General features: G+C 42.5%; 17 protein-coding genes and 1 pseudogene. 9 read left to right on the top strand and 9 right to left on the bottom strand.

Features of this window, described 5'->3' with window-relative positions; genetic code table 11:
• Positions 1-5: 5 nt before the first annotated feature.
• The 5 genes and pseudogenes from LI82_RS12950 to LI82_RS08905 all read right to left on the bottom strand — a co-directional run.
• Positions 6-122 (bottom strand): annotated as a pseudogene (locus LI82_RS12950) (IS5/IS1182 family transposase); the annotation flags it as partial.
• Between the two features lie 85 nt (positions 123-207).
• Positions 208-1,194, bottom strand: a complete 987-nt coding sequence (locus LI82_RS08920) for a hypothetical protein (RefSeq protein ID WP_048195128.1) — start codon at positions 1,192-1,194, stop codon at positions 208-210.
• Positions 1,191-1,781 (bottom strand): helix-turn-helix transcriptional regulator, encoded by a 591-nt coding sequence (locus LI82_RS08915; RefSeq protein WP_048195126.1) that lies wholly within the window; start codon positions 1,779-1,781, stop codon positions 1,191-1,193. Before LI82_RS08915 ends, LI82_RS08920 begins: the two co-directional genes overlap by 4 nt.
• Before the next feature lie 740 nt (positions 1,782-2,521).
• A complete protein-coding gene (locus LI82_RS08910) occupies positions 2,522-2,926 on the bottom strand; it encodes a hypothetical protein (RefSeq protein WP_236622721.1) in 405 nt (134 codons plus the stop codon).
• Between the two features lie 492 nt (positions 2,927-3,418).
• Entirely contained in the window at positions 3,419-3,694 is a 276-nt protein-coding gene (locus LI82_RS08905) for a hypothetical protein (protein WP_048195124.1), read from the bottom strand.
• Positions 3,695-3,808: 114 nt separating this feature from the next.
• Between LI82_RS08905 and LI82_RS08900 the strand changes: the two genes are divergently transcribed.
• From LI82_RS08900 to LI82_RS08885, 4 genes are read left to right on the top strand one after another with little or no spacing between them, the layout of a single operon-like run.
• Entirely contained in the window at positions 3,809-4,819 is a 1,011-nt protein-coding gene (locus LI82_RS08900) for a bifunctional N(6)-L-threonylcarbamoyladenine synthase/serine/threonine protein kinase (protein WP_048195122.1), read from the top strand.
• Positions 4,819-5,391, top strand: coding sequence for a Kae1-associated kinase Bud32 (locus LI82_RS08895; protein ID WP_048195120.1), 573 nt, complete (start codon positions 4,819-4,821; stop codon positions 5,389-5,391). The genes LI82_RS08900 and LI82_RS08895 overlap by 1 nt, the downstream gene beginning before the upstream one ends.
• The gene (locus LI82_RS08890) at positions 5,384-5,929 is read left to right on the top strand and encodes an XTP/dITP diphosphatase (protein WP_048195118.1); all 546 of its coding nucleotides are present in this window, start codon (positions 5,384-5,386) and stop codon (positions 5,927-5,929) included. Before LI82_RS08895 ends, LI82_RS08890 begins: the two co-directional genes overlap by 8 nt.
• Before the next feature lie 46 nt (positions 5,930-5,975).
• Complete coding sequence (locus tag LI82_RS08885) at positions 5,976-6,563, top strand: hypothetical protein (RefSeq protein WP_236622720.1); 588 nt, start codon at positions 5,976-5,978, stop codon at positions 6,561-6,563.
• Between the two features lie 163 nt (positions 6,564-6,726).
• Here the strand turns inward: LI82_RS08885 and LI82_RS08880 are convergent, their stop codons facing one another.
• A complete protein-coding gene (locus tag LI82_RS08880; protein ID WP_048195117.1) occupies positions 6,727-7,365 on the bottom strand; it encodes a histidinol phosphate phosphatase domain-containing protein in 639 nt (212 codons plus the stop codon).
• 187 nt (positions 7,366-7,552) lie between these two features.
• On the opposite strand from LI82_RS08880, the gene LI82_RS08875 reads away from it, so the two are divergent.
• Positions 7,553-7,852, top strand: a complete 300-nt coding sequence (locus tag LI82_RS08875; RefSeq protein WP_167879274.1) for a DUF211 domain-containing protein — start codon at positions 7,553-7,555, stop codon at positions 7,850-7,852.
• Positions 7,853-7,928: 76 nt separating this feature from the next.
• Here LI82_RS08875 and LI82_RS08870 read toward each other — a convergent pair whose 3' ends face one another.
• The 3 genes from LI82_RS08870 to LI82_RS08860 are packed head-to-tail and all read right to left on the bottom strand — an operon-like array spanning position 7,929 to position 10,349.
• Positions 7,929-8,717 carry a 23S rRNA (uridine(2552)-2'-O)-methyltransferase gene (locus LI82_RS08870; RefSeq protein WP_048195115.1) on the bottom strand — a complete coding sequence of 263 codons (789 nt, stop codon included), beginning with the start codon at positions 8,715-8,717 and terminating at the stop codon, positions 7,929-7,931.
• A 31-nt stretch (positions 8,718-8,748) separates the two neighbouring features.
• The gene (locus LI82_RS08865; protein WP_048195114.1) at positions 8,749-9,324 is read right to left on the bottom strand and encodes a DUF7109 family protein; all 576 of its coding nucleotides are present in this window, start codon (positions 9,322-9,324) and stop codon (positions 8,749-8,751) included.
• 11 nt (positions 9,325-9,335) lie between these two features.
• Positions 9,336-10,349 carry a Vms1/Ankzf1 family peptidyl-tRNA hydrolase gene (locus tag LI82_RS08860; RefSeq protein ID WP_048195112.1) on the bottom strand — a complete coding sequence of 338 codons (1,014 nt, stop codon included), beginning with the start codon at positions 10,347-10,349 and terminating at the stop codon, positions 9,336-9,338.
• A 115-nt stretch (positions 10,350-10,464) separates the two neighbouring features.
• On the opposite strand from LI82_RS08860, the gene LI82_RS13135 reads away from it, so the two are divergent.
• The 4 genes from LI82_RS13135 to LI82_RS08845 all read left to right on the top strand — a co-directional run bounded on the left by LI82_RS13135 (position 10,465) and on the right by LI82_RS08845 (position 13,265).
• Positions 10,465-10,611, top strand: coding sequence for a hypothetical protein (locus LI82_RS13135; protein WP_160174972.1), 147 nt, complete (start codon positions 10,465-10,467; stop codon positions 10,609-10,611).
• 141 nt (positions 10,612-10,752) lie between these two features.
• Positions 10,753-10,890, top strand: a complete 138-nt coding sequence (locus tag LI82_RS13445) for a hypothetical protein (protein ID WP_167879769.1) — start codon at positions 10,753-10,755, stop codon at positions 10,888-10,890.
• 265 nt (positions 10,891-11,155) lie between these two features.
• Positions 11,156-12,400 carry a bifunctional phosphopantothenoylcysteine decarboxylase/phosphopantothenate--cysteine ligase CoaBC gene (gene coaBC / locus LI82_RS08850; RefSeq protein WP_048196186.1) on the top strand — a complete coding sequence of 415 codons (1,245 nt, stop codon included), beginning with the start codon at positions 11,156-11,158 and terminating at the stop codon, positions 12,398-12,400.
• Complete coding sequence (locus LI82_RS08845) at positions 12,390-13,265, top strand: pantoate kinase (protein WP_048195110.1); 876 nt, start codon at positions 12,390-12,392, stop codon at positions 13,263-13,265. Before coaBC ends, LI82_RS08845 begins: the two co-directional genes overlap by 11 nt.
• Positions 13,266-13,341 lie beyond the last annotated feature (76 nt).

Raw genomic sequence — 13,341 nt, 5'->3', positions numbered from 1 at the left:
CTTCCTGCTATAATTGGACGAAATGGTTTCCAATCGATGAGATATTCGATTTCAGAGAGTTTGTCACCGAGATTAGCAAGATACTTGTACTCTTCTTTAAAAGCAAAGTTCGTTAAGGACATAATGTAAAATTATTTTAATTGGCTATTAATTTTGGTTCAGTTGAAAAGGTTTATCGGAATTCTCTACTATATCAGGTGGCATGTATCATTGGAGCATAATTTCAGGAGGGGTGGGTGCAACAGTAAAATCGCCTTCAGAGTCATTTTCAATGTTGCTATTAATTTTGTCGGAATTTAAAGAAGGAGGGATGACCAATTCTCTGGTCATAACTTGATTCTCCCATACTGCTGTAAAGTTTACCCTGTAACTCTCATCCATTTTCCCTCTAACAACAGTTTCCAGAGGTCTATACAAATACGGTGAAGAAGCATTTGGAGATAATTCAATAATTACTGTAGGACTGGCATCCCAATCAGAAATATTCCATGAGGAAGTGTTCCAGTTAATAATATGCTTTGTAGAGTTTGCATCTGCCCTAATTGAATCCTCATAGCTTAAAAGAATGGTTCCTGTAGCGTTATCGATAATACTAATATTGGTAGCAACTACTGGAGTATTACCACGTATTGTATTGTCATTTGAAATATAAGCATCTACTCTGTATATTTCGACTTCATCAATTGCAATCATTTCCGAATCCAATTCAATTGAAAGATTAGGAAGTACAGTTTCCAAAACCTCTATATGAGTTGTAGCTTCATCTAAAAGCCAGTGGTTCTGATATACTTTTACATTCAGATCATAACCATCTGGTATGTAGTATCCAATAGTCATCTCGATAACATTTTCACCTGGTTGTAGGGTTATTTTACCACCACTCGGATCAAAACTCTTATACTGAAGGTAGTCAGGGTTTTCAGGATTTGATATGATCAGCATACCATCAAAATATGAACGGCTAATCCCATCGGGATCTACAAAAGCATTTTCAATATCAATAGACACATCAACCGGATATGATTCATTATTCATAAGTACTACTTGTAGCTGCCCAGTGGTTTTAATGCCAATGTAATCAGGAGCATCGGCGCCAACAATGGAAACATCATCTAATGTCCAGAAATACCAGTAAACTCCTGCAGCTAGAAGAAGGAAGGACATTCCTGTTGCTAATAAAAAATCTTTTCTCATTTAATTTCACCCCTTATGTCGTCAGCCAGTGAGATGCAATTGGTAAGTCCATACTTATTTTTCCTGACAATTCCACGCTTTTCAAGATTGATGAGGATCCTTGACACTTTGGCCTTTGAAAAATCGAGTGAGTTCACAAGTTCATTTTGAAGGATACGGCCTCCATTATTCAGGATAATTTCAACGGTCTTTCTTTCATCCCCGGTAAGGGCTTTCAATATAATGCCTGAAAAATCGCTTTTCTCAGGTTCTTGAAAATTTTCCAATGATATATCCTTAAAAGATCCATTCTGCAATGATGTATCCAACAATGATCTTTCTTCCATGGATTCCTGCTCCTGCAGATCGCTTTGAAATATACCATTATCAAGGAGTATCAATGCAAGACTAAACCCACAAACAAATGCTGAAATCAGCAAAACATATGCCTCATTCACAGTATATTTATAGGGAATATCTACTATCTTGAAAGCATCGCCTTCTATTTGTATGACAACGGGGTTGTTTACCAGAAGTACGTTGATCACAACTATACTTGATATTATGAAGATCCCCGCTGTTACTGTTGTTCTGATTCCGGACTTCATCAATTACACCATCTCACTTTCTACAAAATCATGTAAGTGTGAAACGAATGATATAATTTGACTCTGACAGGAAGCCGGGACGTCTCATATTTGTAAGACCACTGCTTCTTGATGTTGAAAATCAAATTTATTACAATAGATTACTTCACAATGTTATTTTAAGATAGTGCTTTTTTTGTATGGTTTTTTATCAATAAATTGATGGTATGGCAAAATCAGAAATGGTTTGAACGTAAAGAAAAGTTCAAAATAATCGGGTTTTGGCTTAATATCCGGATTAAAAATGTCTGATATTTTGGGACTTGCCTATAAAGTCCTCTTGCCTACAAAGTCCTCTTGCCTACAAAGTTGGGTATCTGTCTATAAAGTCCTTTTTTGACTACAAACTCAAATAAATTAGTAACCTACAAAGCCTTCAATTGTTTGAAAATCGTGAAAAATGTAGATGTTCTTCAATAAGGAACACAGCATCCTTATTCAAATTACTATAACTCAGCTATTCTTTGACATAATTTCCTAGATGTACAATTCTCCCAAGGTACCTCCTTTAATCCAAACTCCATTTAAGATCGCCTGAACCACATCGTTACTATAAGCAGGCTTATCACAAGCATGCCGAGCAAAGGAGCGGTGAATTGAAACTGATTACTTTGCAGTTCGATTAATTCCGTTTTATCTAAATCATCCTCTGTAAATTCTTGAGCTTCAATGAACCTTTCTGTCATTATCCCATCAATTACCTATAAGGGCACATTGTCTTCAATTCTGAAATCATCAGGATATCGATCCCAGACATCTTGCAATTCTGCTTTTAGCTTTTCTTTTTCTTCTTCAGTTAAATCAGACTCATCTATTCCAGTCATATATGCAATCTGACTTTCCTCATCAGTTGCAGCAAAGGCAATATATGAATAAGGAGACGCCTTTACCACATGTGGCAAAGATGCCTGTAGTTCCAAATATTCCTGGACTTCTTGCATTCCTTCTTCACCTAGCTCAGCCTCCAACTCTTCCATCTTTAATTGAGCAGCATCTTTGGCTGGGGTGTTGTTTTCTTCTTCAGTCGAAGCCATTGCTGGCGGTATCAGACATAGACACAATACCATACCAATACATAACACTAGCAATCCGTCTTTTCTATTCATCCGTTCTTTCCCCCAATCCGCCATAATGATTTGGTGTATCATTATATCAATTACATTTATAAAAAAATAGCCACTGGAAAAAATTTAACAAAAGGGTCTTGTAGGTGTCCTTTTTCTTGAACTGAATCATCGATTTTAATCACAATGTATGGCATTTGACTACAAAGTCATGTTTTTGATTCTAAGGTAAGGGACTTTATGGGCAAGCTCGATATTTTGAGAGAATATGTTCTCTTTAAATCAACCTTTGATAGTTATTCTCGGTTTTTGATCTGAATGGACAAATAAGATCCATTTAATTTTTCCTGCTCCTGCTATTCAGAGGTAAAAATCTCGATGTGTCACTTTTATAATAAAATGGGAGAGCTTGTTTTAATGCCAAACCCTCACTTGAATTCAGGAAGAATAGTAGTTCTCTTCAATTTATGAAACGTCAAAACCCAGATTAAAAATGATCTCTTGTTCAGACCATCTTACCCTAAAGTGTCTGACTCAGAGTGTTTTACCCTTCAGGATCTTTTCCACAATAGCTTTTTTGTGAAGGTTATCGCTGATCCTTGCTTTGTCGATCCACATATCTGCAGCTGACTGTAATCCGGCTGTCTTGTGTGGCATGAACTCAATTCCATCAAGGGCAGGAAGTTCATTACTTAGTGATGGTGGTATGTGTGTCCCAAGATGTGGCTGACCGATGTTCCGCAGGAGTTCCTCGGTAGTGATCTCTGGTTTGCTGTTTGTTTTTGTGGTTGTTTTGCTCTTCTCTTCCATGGTGATGGATTGGTTTGCTAACTACTAAAACGTTTCTCAACTGGTAAGTTATATGTAAGGAAGCAAGGTTAATACACACAAAAAACGACATTACTTTTCAAGGAGACTTATTTATTGACCACAGTTCTTGGTATAGAAGGCACAGCATGGAACCTGAGTGCAGCTATTGTTGACGAAGACGATGTTATCGCAGAGGTCACCGAGACCTATCGTCCGGCTACCGGTGGAATCCATCCCAGGGAAGCTGCCCAGCATCATGCGATGTATGCATCTACTGTTATCGAAAGGCTCCTGAAGGAATTCAGGGGAAAATGCCACCATCCAAAGGACATTGATGCAATTGCATTCTCACAGGGTCCGGGCCTTGGTGCATGTCTCAGGACGGTTGCCACATCTGCAAGAGCACTTGCAATGTCCCTTGATATTCCCCTGGTGGGAGTAAATCACTGTATTGGTCACATTGAGATCGGCAGGTGGAAGACACCGGCAAAAGATCCTGTCGTACTGTATGTAAGCGGGGGTAATTCCCAGGTCCTTGCACACAGGGCTGGCAAGTATCGAATATTCGGTGAGACCCTTGATATCGGAATCGGTAACGCACTGGATAAGTTTGCAAGGAGTGCAGGCTTAAGCCATCCCGGTGGACCGAAGGTCGAGGAATATGCAAAGAATGCTACGGGATATGTCAAAATGCCTTATGTCGTCAAAGGCATGGACTTCTCCTTTTCCGGGCTTTCGACAGCTGCTAAAGACGCACTAAAATCCTCATCCATTGAGGATGTGTGCTATTCTTTCCAGGAGAATGCCTTTGCAATGCTTGTGGAAGTTACAGAGCGTGCACTTGCACATACTGGCAAGAGCGAGGTGCTTCTTGCAGGCGGTGTAGGTGCGAACATGAGGCTCAGGGAAATGCTGGATGTTATGTGTGATGACCGCGGAGCACGCTTCTATGTTCCGGAAAGGAAGTTCATGGGTGACAACGGTGCAATGATCGCATATACCGGCCTACTTATGTTCAAATCAGGAACCACCACTCCTATTGAAAACTCACATGTTGACCCGAGCTTCAGGCCGGATACCGTGGATGTTACCTGGATCGCGGATAAGCATCAGGAGGTGTTTTGATGTATCTGAGAAGTGGTGCTGAGGCTAATGTAAGCCTTGAAGATGGTTTCGTGGTCAAGGAACGCATACCTAAACGATACAGGGTTCAGGAACTGGATGAGCGGATCCGTAAGGAAAGGACGCGAGCGGAAGCACGCCTTATGTCGGAAGCAAGGCGGTGTGGTGTTGCGACTCCGATCATTCATGATATCTATGATTATACAATTGAGATGGAGTTCATCGATGGAAAGCCATTGAAGTATCTGGTGGACGCTGACCTATGTGAGCTTGTAGGCGAGGTGATTGGCCGGCTTCACAGCGGCGGGATCATCCATGGTGATCTTACAACTTCCAATATGATCGTAAAGGATGATCGTATCTACCTGATAGATTTTGGCCTGGCATTTGTTGACGGTTCAGTGGAGTCCAGAGGTGTGGATATCCATGTACTGTTCCAGACATTTGAAAGTACACATGCAAATTATGAAGAGCTGATAGAAGCATTCTGTCGTGGTTACAGAAGGAAACTTGACAAAGCAGATGAGGTTCTGCTTCGGATAAAAGAGATCGAAAAGAGGGGTCGTTATGCGTAAAATGGTATTCGTTACTGGAAATAAGGGAAAGTTCGGAGAAGCAAAGGAGATACTGGCTGCAAAGGATATTGAGCTGATGCAGAATGCGGATGGCTATCCCGAACTCCAGGAAGATGATCTTGAGCCTATTGCTGCATACGGTGCAAAATGGGCTGCTGAAAAGCTGAAACATCCTGTTATGGTGGATGACTCCGGTCTGTTCATCAATGCGCTGAACGGTTTTCCGGGTCCTTATTCCGCATTTGTGGAAGACAACCTTGGGAACCAGAAGGTCCTCAAGCTCATGGAAGATGAGGAAGACAGGACTGCTGTTTTCAAGTCAGTTATCGGTTATTGTGAACCTGGCGGAGAACCTTCCGTTTTCACAGGCACTGTGGAAGGAAAGATCGCCTTTGAGGAGCGCGGTACCGGTGGCTTCGGATATGATCCGATATTCGAGTACGAGGGAAAGACCTTCGGTGAGCTTGGTACCGAGATCAAGAACACATTTTCCCACAGGCGCAGGGCGCTTGACAAGTTCTTCGAGTGGCTGGACTGATGCTGCTAGTTCCATTGGGCATATTAGATCTTTCAGGTGATTGATTGTGAGCGGCCTTCAACGTTTTCTCGAAGACACGCGTGGTGTGGATACCATCCCGTTGAAGATGGTGGTCTATCTTGCGATCACTGCTCTTGTGGTCGTGCTCGCAGCAGTTTCATGGAACAATATTTCTCCGGTAATGGATGATGCTGATGTTGACAGGCAGCTGGAAGATGCTGCCCTGAAGATCTCCTCTATACAGCATGGTTATGCAAGAGAGATTACTTCAAAGGGTACGGATGGTTCGATGTGCACTGTGGAACTTTCCATGCCGGAACATGTGAATTATGTCGCTTTCGGAGTTGATCCGGACCCTGATGCTGATGGGAACCTTACGAACACGGCATGGTCTGTGGAAGATTACACCATTCTCTGCAGCTATGCCAGCGGAGTTAAAACACGTGTTCTTATCAGCGGTGAACCTGTAAATTTCAGGAAAGGTATTTTTGATGACGGCAAGTGGGTATTCGATGAGGATGGCTATTCGTATGGTAACATTAGTGAGGGCGTAGTGATAGAGGGTCCGATAACTGGGGATTTTACCTTCGAACTGGTTTTTGATGGTAAAAAGCAAACTCTAAGCCATTTCTGATATTAACTACTTTTAAAAAGTATTGAATACTTCTGCTTTTTGAATTTGCATATTTGCAGAGGCTATATTTAAGGACCAAATATAGATAAAAAAAGATTATATGCCGGAATGCCCGGCATGGGTGAATGTTGTTCTTAAGGGTGTAAATTAAAGAGTTCCGCCATCATTCGATGAATCGTACAGAGTTCTCAAGCACCTGCTTTGCCTGACTTTCTGTGAGTCCGGCTCCCATGGCCACTTTCAGAGCTGTCTCTTTTGTGATGAGATTATCGGGACTGTGGGTGTCGGTATCGACCACCATGGTGGCGCCGATCTCAGTACATATCCTTGCAACGTGGCCGTTTGTTCTATTGTGACCGCTCCTTGCGGTGATCTCAATGCAGACATCGTTGTCAATTGCCAGCTGTGCTTCCTCGGTGGTGAGGAATCCCGGGTGTGCGAGGATGTCAACATCTTCACATATCACAGATGCGGCATTGGTTCCAGGCGCAACAGGCTCGACCGGTGATTCTCCGTGAACTACCACTATCTCTGCTCCCAGTTCCTTTGCCATTCTTGCAAGGGGTGCTATCTTTGCAGGGTGGACGTGTGTGAGCTCAACTCCGGTGATTACTCTGATGTCCATGACCTCTTCCATGTATTTTGCTTTCTTTACACATGAGAGTACATGTTCTATGTTAGTGTAATCAACGTGGTCGGTTATTCCGATGCCACGGTATCCGAAGGTTACCGCCCGGCGGACAAGTTCGCTTGGGATGAGTTCTCCGTCACTGAAAACGGTGTGTGTGTGTAGGTCTATCATTTTTTCACCTGCAAAAATGTATAAAATGAATGGTCTCTAAATGTCATTCCAATATAAATCGTTTGTGTACGAACAGTATTCATGTCAATATTTATATAAGGTTTGCTGACAAAATCTAATATCTGGTTATCATATTATTCTATCTATATTTCTATAACTCTCGTAGCTATCGGAAACTTTGGGAAGGATGAACAAATTGACGGGAATAAGAAGATTGGTTCTGGATGTATTGAAACCTCATCATCCCTCTACCATTGAACTGGCAGAGAATTTGAGTGTAATTGATGGTGTTACAGGCGTTAACATCGGTTTGTATGAGGTTGACCAGAAAACAGAGAACATCAAGATCACTATTGAAGGCGATCAGATCGACTATAATGTGATAAGGCAATCCATCGAAAATCTTGGTGCAGTTGTGCACAGCATAGATGAAGTGGCTGCAGGCAATAGACTTGTAGAAGAAGTGGAAACCCTTCAGGATCGCTGAAGGGCAACCATTTTGTTATTCATTTACTGATTCAATTAATTTAATTGATCGATTTGATACAAAGAGTTGAACCATTTTATTTTGTTTCTTCCTCTGCATAACGTTCAATGACCTTTGCAAAGGCAAAGTTCGGCTTGACATCTGTTATCTGGATCTTCACCGAGTCCCCTTTATCGACCTCTTTAACAAAAACCACGAAATCCTCAACATGGGCAATGCCATCTCCGCCATCTCCTATTTTATTGATGACGACATCAAATTCATCGTTCTTGTGTAAAGGAGCAGTAAGGAACTTCTTACCGATCACATAGATCTCTGCGCTTTCATCCCTTGATGCATGTGGTGAGTATGCCTTGGTAAATGTGAAGTTTTTTCGAACCTCGTCCATGTAATCCTTGAACATATCTCCCTGGAAAACCTTCACAATAAAATGTCCCTGAGGCTTGAGTATCTTCTTTGCGCATTCCAGTGCGGAAGTTGTAAGGTCTATGGAACGTGCATGGTCAAGGCTCCAGTTGCCTGAAAGGTTTGGTGCGGCATCACAGATGACAACATCGGCTCCATCTTCTCCGACCATGTCGATGATCTTCCTGATGGTCACATCGGATGTAATATCTCCTTTTATTGTGTCAACGCCTTCTATTTCTTTAATGCGGCGAAGGTCCACTCCGACTACCTTCCCTTCTGAGAGCTTCTTTGCGACCTCGAGCCACCCACCAGGTGCAGCTCCAAGATCCACAATGGTGTCCCCTTCCTTTATGACCTTGAATTTCTCGTTGATCTGGAAAAGCTTATAGGCTGCCCTCGAACGATATCCTTCTTCTTTTGCACGCCAGTAATAGGTATCTTTTCTATGCCTTGCCATATCTATCTTCACCTCTCATCGCATACAAACATCAAATATCTTGTGCTGCTCCCAGGGCATCGATCTGTTTGCTAATGTCCAGTATCTCATCCTCCATCTCTGTGATCTCTCCCTCAAGCCATGAATCGTAATCATAGTAGAGATTTAACAGGTCACTGTATCTGTTTTCGAGGGTTGGGATGTCAATGCTATCGTTATCTCCATTAGCAAAGTCCTCTATATTGTGTCTGAGTTTTGTAATTCTGGCTTTCAATCTTCCGGAAAATCTCTTTGTGATCTTATACGGATCCACCTCTCGCCTGGCCAGTTTCAGGATATCTATGACCTCGCTCAGATCGAATGGAAACTTCGGGAACGCATGCGGACCTACAATATAATAGTTAACATCTTCACTGTTCTTAGCATCAGCTTCACTAAGTTCTTCAATGGATATTGCTTCAAGCAGGTGTTTGGAGACTGCCTTTTCCAGCATTATTGTGATCTCTTCCTCGTCAGGTATATTCTCTTCTCTTTTATATGCAAGTTCCTGGGCAAGTTCTACAATTTCGTCATGTGTGACAGCTCCAAGTGCGTCTGCCATGCCTTCAATCTCTTCCGGTTCTACCATGTTAGCTCCTGTTACAGTTTGTATCGGCGGCAACTGAAGATACTTCTTATTATACTATCAGTATCATGTTTTTCGATCTTTGCGTCAATGTTCCTTTCCATGATGGGTATTTCCGAGTCGATATCTTCAAGGATATAATTTGCCAGTACAGTGTCGCCGCATATGATTATCATATCAATATCAATGGGAGCATGCTCAAGCATGTTCTTCAGTGAGTTCCTGACCTTTTCCACATGATGGTCAATATCTTCATCCCTGAGCCTTTCAAAGCGCCTCTGGCTAAAACCACCCTTTGTATGTTTGGCTTTGACACTGCTTCGGATGATCATATCTTCGTCAAATCCAGTCTTGTCGGAAGATATTCCTATAAGTGATTCTCCGGCGTGGGCTGCGAGGATGCATACGCTAATATCCTTTGCAAGTGAGTTTTTTAGCGCCCCGGTTACAAATGAATTGGACCTCTCTACAGAACTTCTTTCAAATGGAAGTGCAGGAACTACAACCTCCTTTAGCATCTGCATACTGTCATAGAAAAGTGCATACCCTGTGTCGCTTTTGATCTTCTGTATAAGGTACTGGCTATTCTGGTCCAGGTCTTTCATGGCATCCTTTGAGAACCCTGAGTTCAAATTCATCTCTTTTTCAGTAATGTATGCAGTTAGGAGTGATTCGCGATCAGATCTTATGGATCTCAGCTGGTCAATGTAGGATGTCATCTGTGAAGGTGTGACCTCTTCGATAAGGGCAAATGAGATCTCTTCTGAGACTTCTTCTTTCTTCTCCTCAAGCTGGTGTGTGAGTGTTTCGATCTTTACGTTGGCAGCCTTGAGTTTTTCCTCTGCTTCCTGTTTTGCAGCAAGGGCACGTTTTGCATTGGTCTCGTTCTTCTCAAACCTCTTCCTGTCGATCTCCAGCTCAAGTATGTGTGACTGGAGCTTGTCGATCTCTTCCTCCAGCTTTTCCTTTCCTGAATACTTTTTGAAAAACGTGTTCAGGTTTCCTGCGACTTTCTTTGTTCCAGCCATTAATCTCAAGTTAAGTGTTTCAGGATGCTATTAATACTTCTGTTAGCACGTGCTAACTATTTAGTATTTTCTCGATATATGTAAAATAATTTTATGGGCATGTAGCTGTTTATGAGTGCCCGGTTATTTAGTAATTAGAACGATCACTGTAAAAGGTGAGTTCTACAAGGGTGGGATCAACTGCGACCATCTGTTCTATGATGGGGTTGTTTCGTCTGTGTTGATGGAAAATAAGTTGCTTTGCTATGCATTGTTGCAGTGAATTAATGAATAAATTAATGGCGAAAGGAAAGGTTAAAGATATTTAAAATGAATCTGTTCAATGGGGTACATTACATGGATAGTCAGGTAAAATGTTCAACATGTTATTATTGGAGAGTCGAAAATGAATTAGGTGGGGATCGTGGTGAGTGTAGGCGATATCCTCCCTGTGCTGAGAGTGAACAACATTTTAGAACTGGTAACCTATATTTTCCCGTTACTACTAAAGATCTGTATTGTGGTGAGTGGAAACAAAGAACAACAAAGGAAGACGTACTAAAGTAACGTTGTCCATCTGTTTTGTCATTGGTTATCACGTTTCGTGATCTGTGAATTTCCACATCACATATTTTATTTGCATTATTCTCCCAAAGACTATGCTGGGGAGATATCGGGATTTCTCTTTTTTATTTAGTCTGATAAACCCTATCTTAAGTTTTGGGTATTTTTTAACCGATGTGTTCAAACAGCGTAGAATAAAATGAATGCCTTTTTTCGAAAAACTTTCAGTAAGCTACTTATCATTAGAACACAAAGTGGTTTTGATGAAAATGTCACGTCATCCTACTATGTGGATAAAAGGGCAGAGCAGTGCTTCCCTTTCCGGAAAGGTCATTGTTATTGCTGTTACCGGCAGTATCGCTGCAGTACGTGTTGTTGAACTTGCACGTGAGCTTATACGCAATGGTGCAGAGGTCTATGCTGTAATGAGCAAAGAGGCACAGCATATCCTTCATCCCTATGCATTGCATTATGCCACCGGTCACGATGTTATCATTAAGATCACCGGTGAGGTCGAGCATGTGAAGTTCTTCGGCTCGGAAGGATGTGCAGATCTTCTCCTGGTTGCACCTGCAACTGCCAATACCATCGGTAAGATGGCATGTGGGATAGATGATACTCCTGTAACGACCTTCGCAACAACTGCCATGGGGGAAGGTACGCCTGTGATCGTTGTTCCTGCAATGCACAATTCAATGTATGAACATCCGGCCGTGATGGAAAATATAAACAAGCTTCAGGATTGGGACATAACATTTGTAGGTCCGCATCTCAATGAAGGAATTGCAAAGATAGCATCCAATGAGCAGATCGTACTTGCAGTAGAACGTTCCCTTGGCAGCAGTACACTTGCAGGGAAAAAAGTGCTCATAACAAGTGGTGCAACTGCAGAGGCTATTGATCCTATCCGGGTGATAACCAATCGTGCATCAGGTCGTACCGGCAGGGAGATCGCTCTTGAATTCTATCGCAGGGGTGCAGAGGTCACAGTGGTCCACAATGGCAGGCTTGACTCGGAAGGTGTTAACGAGATACTGGTCGAAAGTGCAGGGGAGATGATCGATGCAACTCTCAGGGAACTTGAACATGGCTATGACATGCTGATAAGTGCAGCGGCGATCTCTGATTACACCCTTGATGCCCAGGACAATAAGATCAAGTCAGGTGGTGACCTTAATCTGAAATTCAGGAGTACGCGTAAACTGATAAGGGAAGTGCGTGATGCTTATCCTGATATTTCTATTGTTGGATTCAAGGCAGAGGCCGGCATAACAGAGGATGAGCTGATCACACGCGCAAAGGAGTCCCTGAATGCCGCTGAACTTGACATGGTGGTTGCAAACGAGGTAAGCATCACCGGGATGGGGACTGTGGAGAATGACGTTCATATAATATCTGCAATGGATGGTGGGATCGCCCATGTCAGTGGAAATAAGAGGCTGATCGCTGAAACACTGGCAGATAATGTAGAAGCTATTTTCAGGAAAAGAGATTCCGATGTCAATTGAAAGTTCTGTTGGTAAAGCCTTTGCTCCTGGTCATATTACAGGTTTTTTTGAGATTCATGATGATCCTGATCCACGCAGGAAAGGATCAACTGGTTGTGGTGTTGTCATTGATGGTGGCATTGCTGCCATTGTCACTCCGGGCGAGGAAAAGACCGAGATCTCTCTCGATGGTGTTTCTGTTAATGCAGACACCACTCGCTCTTTGATAGAACAAATCGTGGATCTTCCTGTCCATGTGGAATGCACCTCTTCAATTCCAATAGGTTGCGGATTCGGTGCATCCGCTGCTGGTGCTCTCAGTACTGCTTATGCGCTCAACGATGCCTTCTCACTGGGATTGACTTCCAATCAGCTTGTGGAAGCTGTTCATATCGCAGAGGTCAGCAACGGCAGTGGTATGGGGGATGTTGAAGCTCAGTATTTCGGTGGTGTCCCGATCAGGAAAGTTCCGGGTTGTCCTCCTTATGGTGTTCTTGACCGTGTACCTTCGCCTTCCTTTGAGGTTCATTGTATCGTACTTGGTGAACTTTCTACAGGTTCGGTGCTAAATGATGGGGGATTTATGAGGGAGATCAATTCTGCAGGTAGGTCCGCGTTGCGTTCTTTACTTTCACGTCCTACAATTGCGAATTTCATGGAGCTTTCGAAGCAGTTCACGTTGAAATGTGGGCTTGCAAGTGATCGTGTAATTGATGCTATCGAGGCAGTAGGTGCAGCAGGTGGCATGGCTTCTCAGGCAATGTTGGGTGAGACCGTTTTTGCCTGCTCGGATGGAAGTGTAAAAGAAGACGTTTTGGAAGCACTTTCAACTTTTGCAGAGGTTACTACTTATAATGTTACTTCGTGTTATCAACATCCTGGATAATTTTAAGTTTCTCATCGCATTTGTTCGCAATGATACGAAAGACTATTAATAAATAGGATGTATTCTTTAATTCAGT

The organism is Methanococcoides methylutens (assembly GCF_000765475.1).
In the GTDB taxonomy this organism is placed as follows: domain Archaea; phylum Halobacteriota; class Methanosarcinia; order Methanosarcinales; family Methanosarcinaceae; genus Methanococcoides; species Methanococcoides methylutens.
Note: the sequence above shows the minus strand (reverse complement) of the source record. Positions and strands in the feature narration are given on the sequence as shown.

What these genes read in the sequence shown, in the direction of transcription:
- LI82_RS08920 (WP_048195128.1), bottom strand. Translation starts at nt 1,194, where the DNA reads ATGAGAAAAGATTTTTTATTAGCAACAGGAATGTCCTTCCTTCTTCTA.
- LI82_RS08915 (WP_048195126.1), bottom strand. Translation starts at nt 1,781, where the DNA reads ATGAAGTCCGGAATCAGAACAACAGTAACAGCGGGGATCTTCATAATA.
- LI82_RS08910 (WP_236622721.1), bottom strand. Translation starts at nt 2,926, where the DNA reads ATGAATAGAAAAGACGGATTGCTAGTGTTATGTATTGGTATGGTATTG.
- LI82_RS08905 (WP_048195124.1), bottom strand. Translation starts at nt 3,694, where the DNA reads ATGGAAGAGAAGAGCAAAACAACCACAAAAACAAACAGCAAACCAGAG.
- LI82_RS08895 (WP_048195120.1), top strand. Translation starts at nt 4,819, where the DNA reads ATGTATCTGAGAAGTGGTGCTGAGGCTAATGTAAGCCTTGAAGATGGT.
- LI82_RS08890 (WP_048195118.1), top strand. Translation starts at nt 5,384, where the DNA reads ATGCGTAAAATGGTATTCGTTACTGGAAATAAGGGAAAGTTCGGAGAA.
- LI82_RS08880 (WP_048195117.1), bottom strand. Translation starts at nt 7,365, where the DNA reads ATGATAGACCTACACACACACACCGTTTTCAGTGACGGAGAACTCATC.
- LI82_RS08875 (WP_167879274.1), top strand. Translation starts at nt 7,553, where the DNA reads ATGAACAAATTGACGGGAATAAGAAGATTGGTTCTGGATGTATTGAAA.
- LI82_RS08870 (WP_048195115.1), bottom strand. Translation starts at nt 8,717, where the DNA reads ATGGCAAGGCATAGAAAAGATACCTATTACTGGCGTGCAAAAGAAGAA.
- LI82_RS08865 (WP_048195114.1), bottom strand. Translation starts at nt 9,324, where the DNA reads ATGGTAGAACCGGAAGAGATTGAAGGCATGGCAGACGCACTTGGAGCT.
- LI82_RS08860 (WP_048195112.1), bottom strand. Translation starts at nt 10,349, where the DNA reads ATGGCTGGAACAAAGAAAGTCGCAGGAAACCTGAACACGTTTTTCAAA.
- coaBC (WP_048196186.1), top strand. Translation starts at nt 11,156, where the DNA reads ATGAAAATGTCACGTCATCCTACTATGTGGATAAAAGGGCAGAGCAGT.
- LI82_RS08845 (WP_048195110.1), top strand. Translation starts at nt 12,390, where the DNA reads ATGTCAATTGAAAGTTCTGTTGGTAAAGCCTTTGCTCCTGGTCATATT.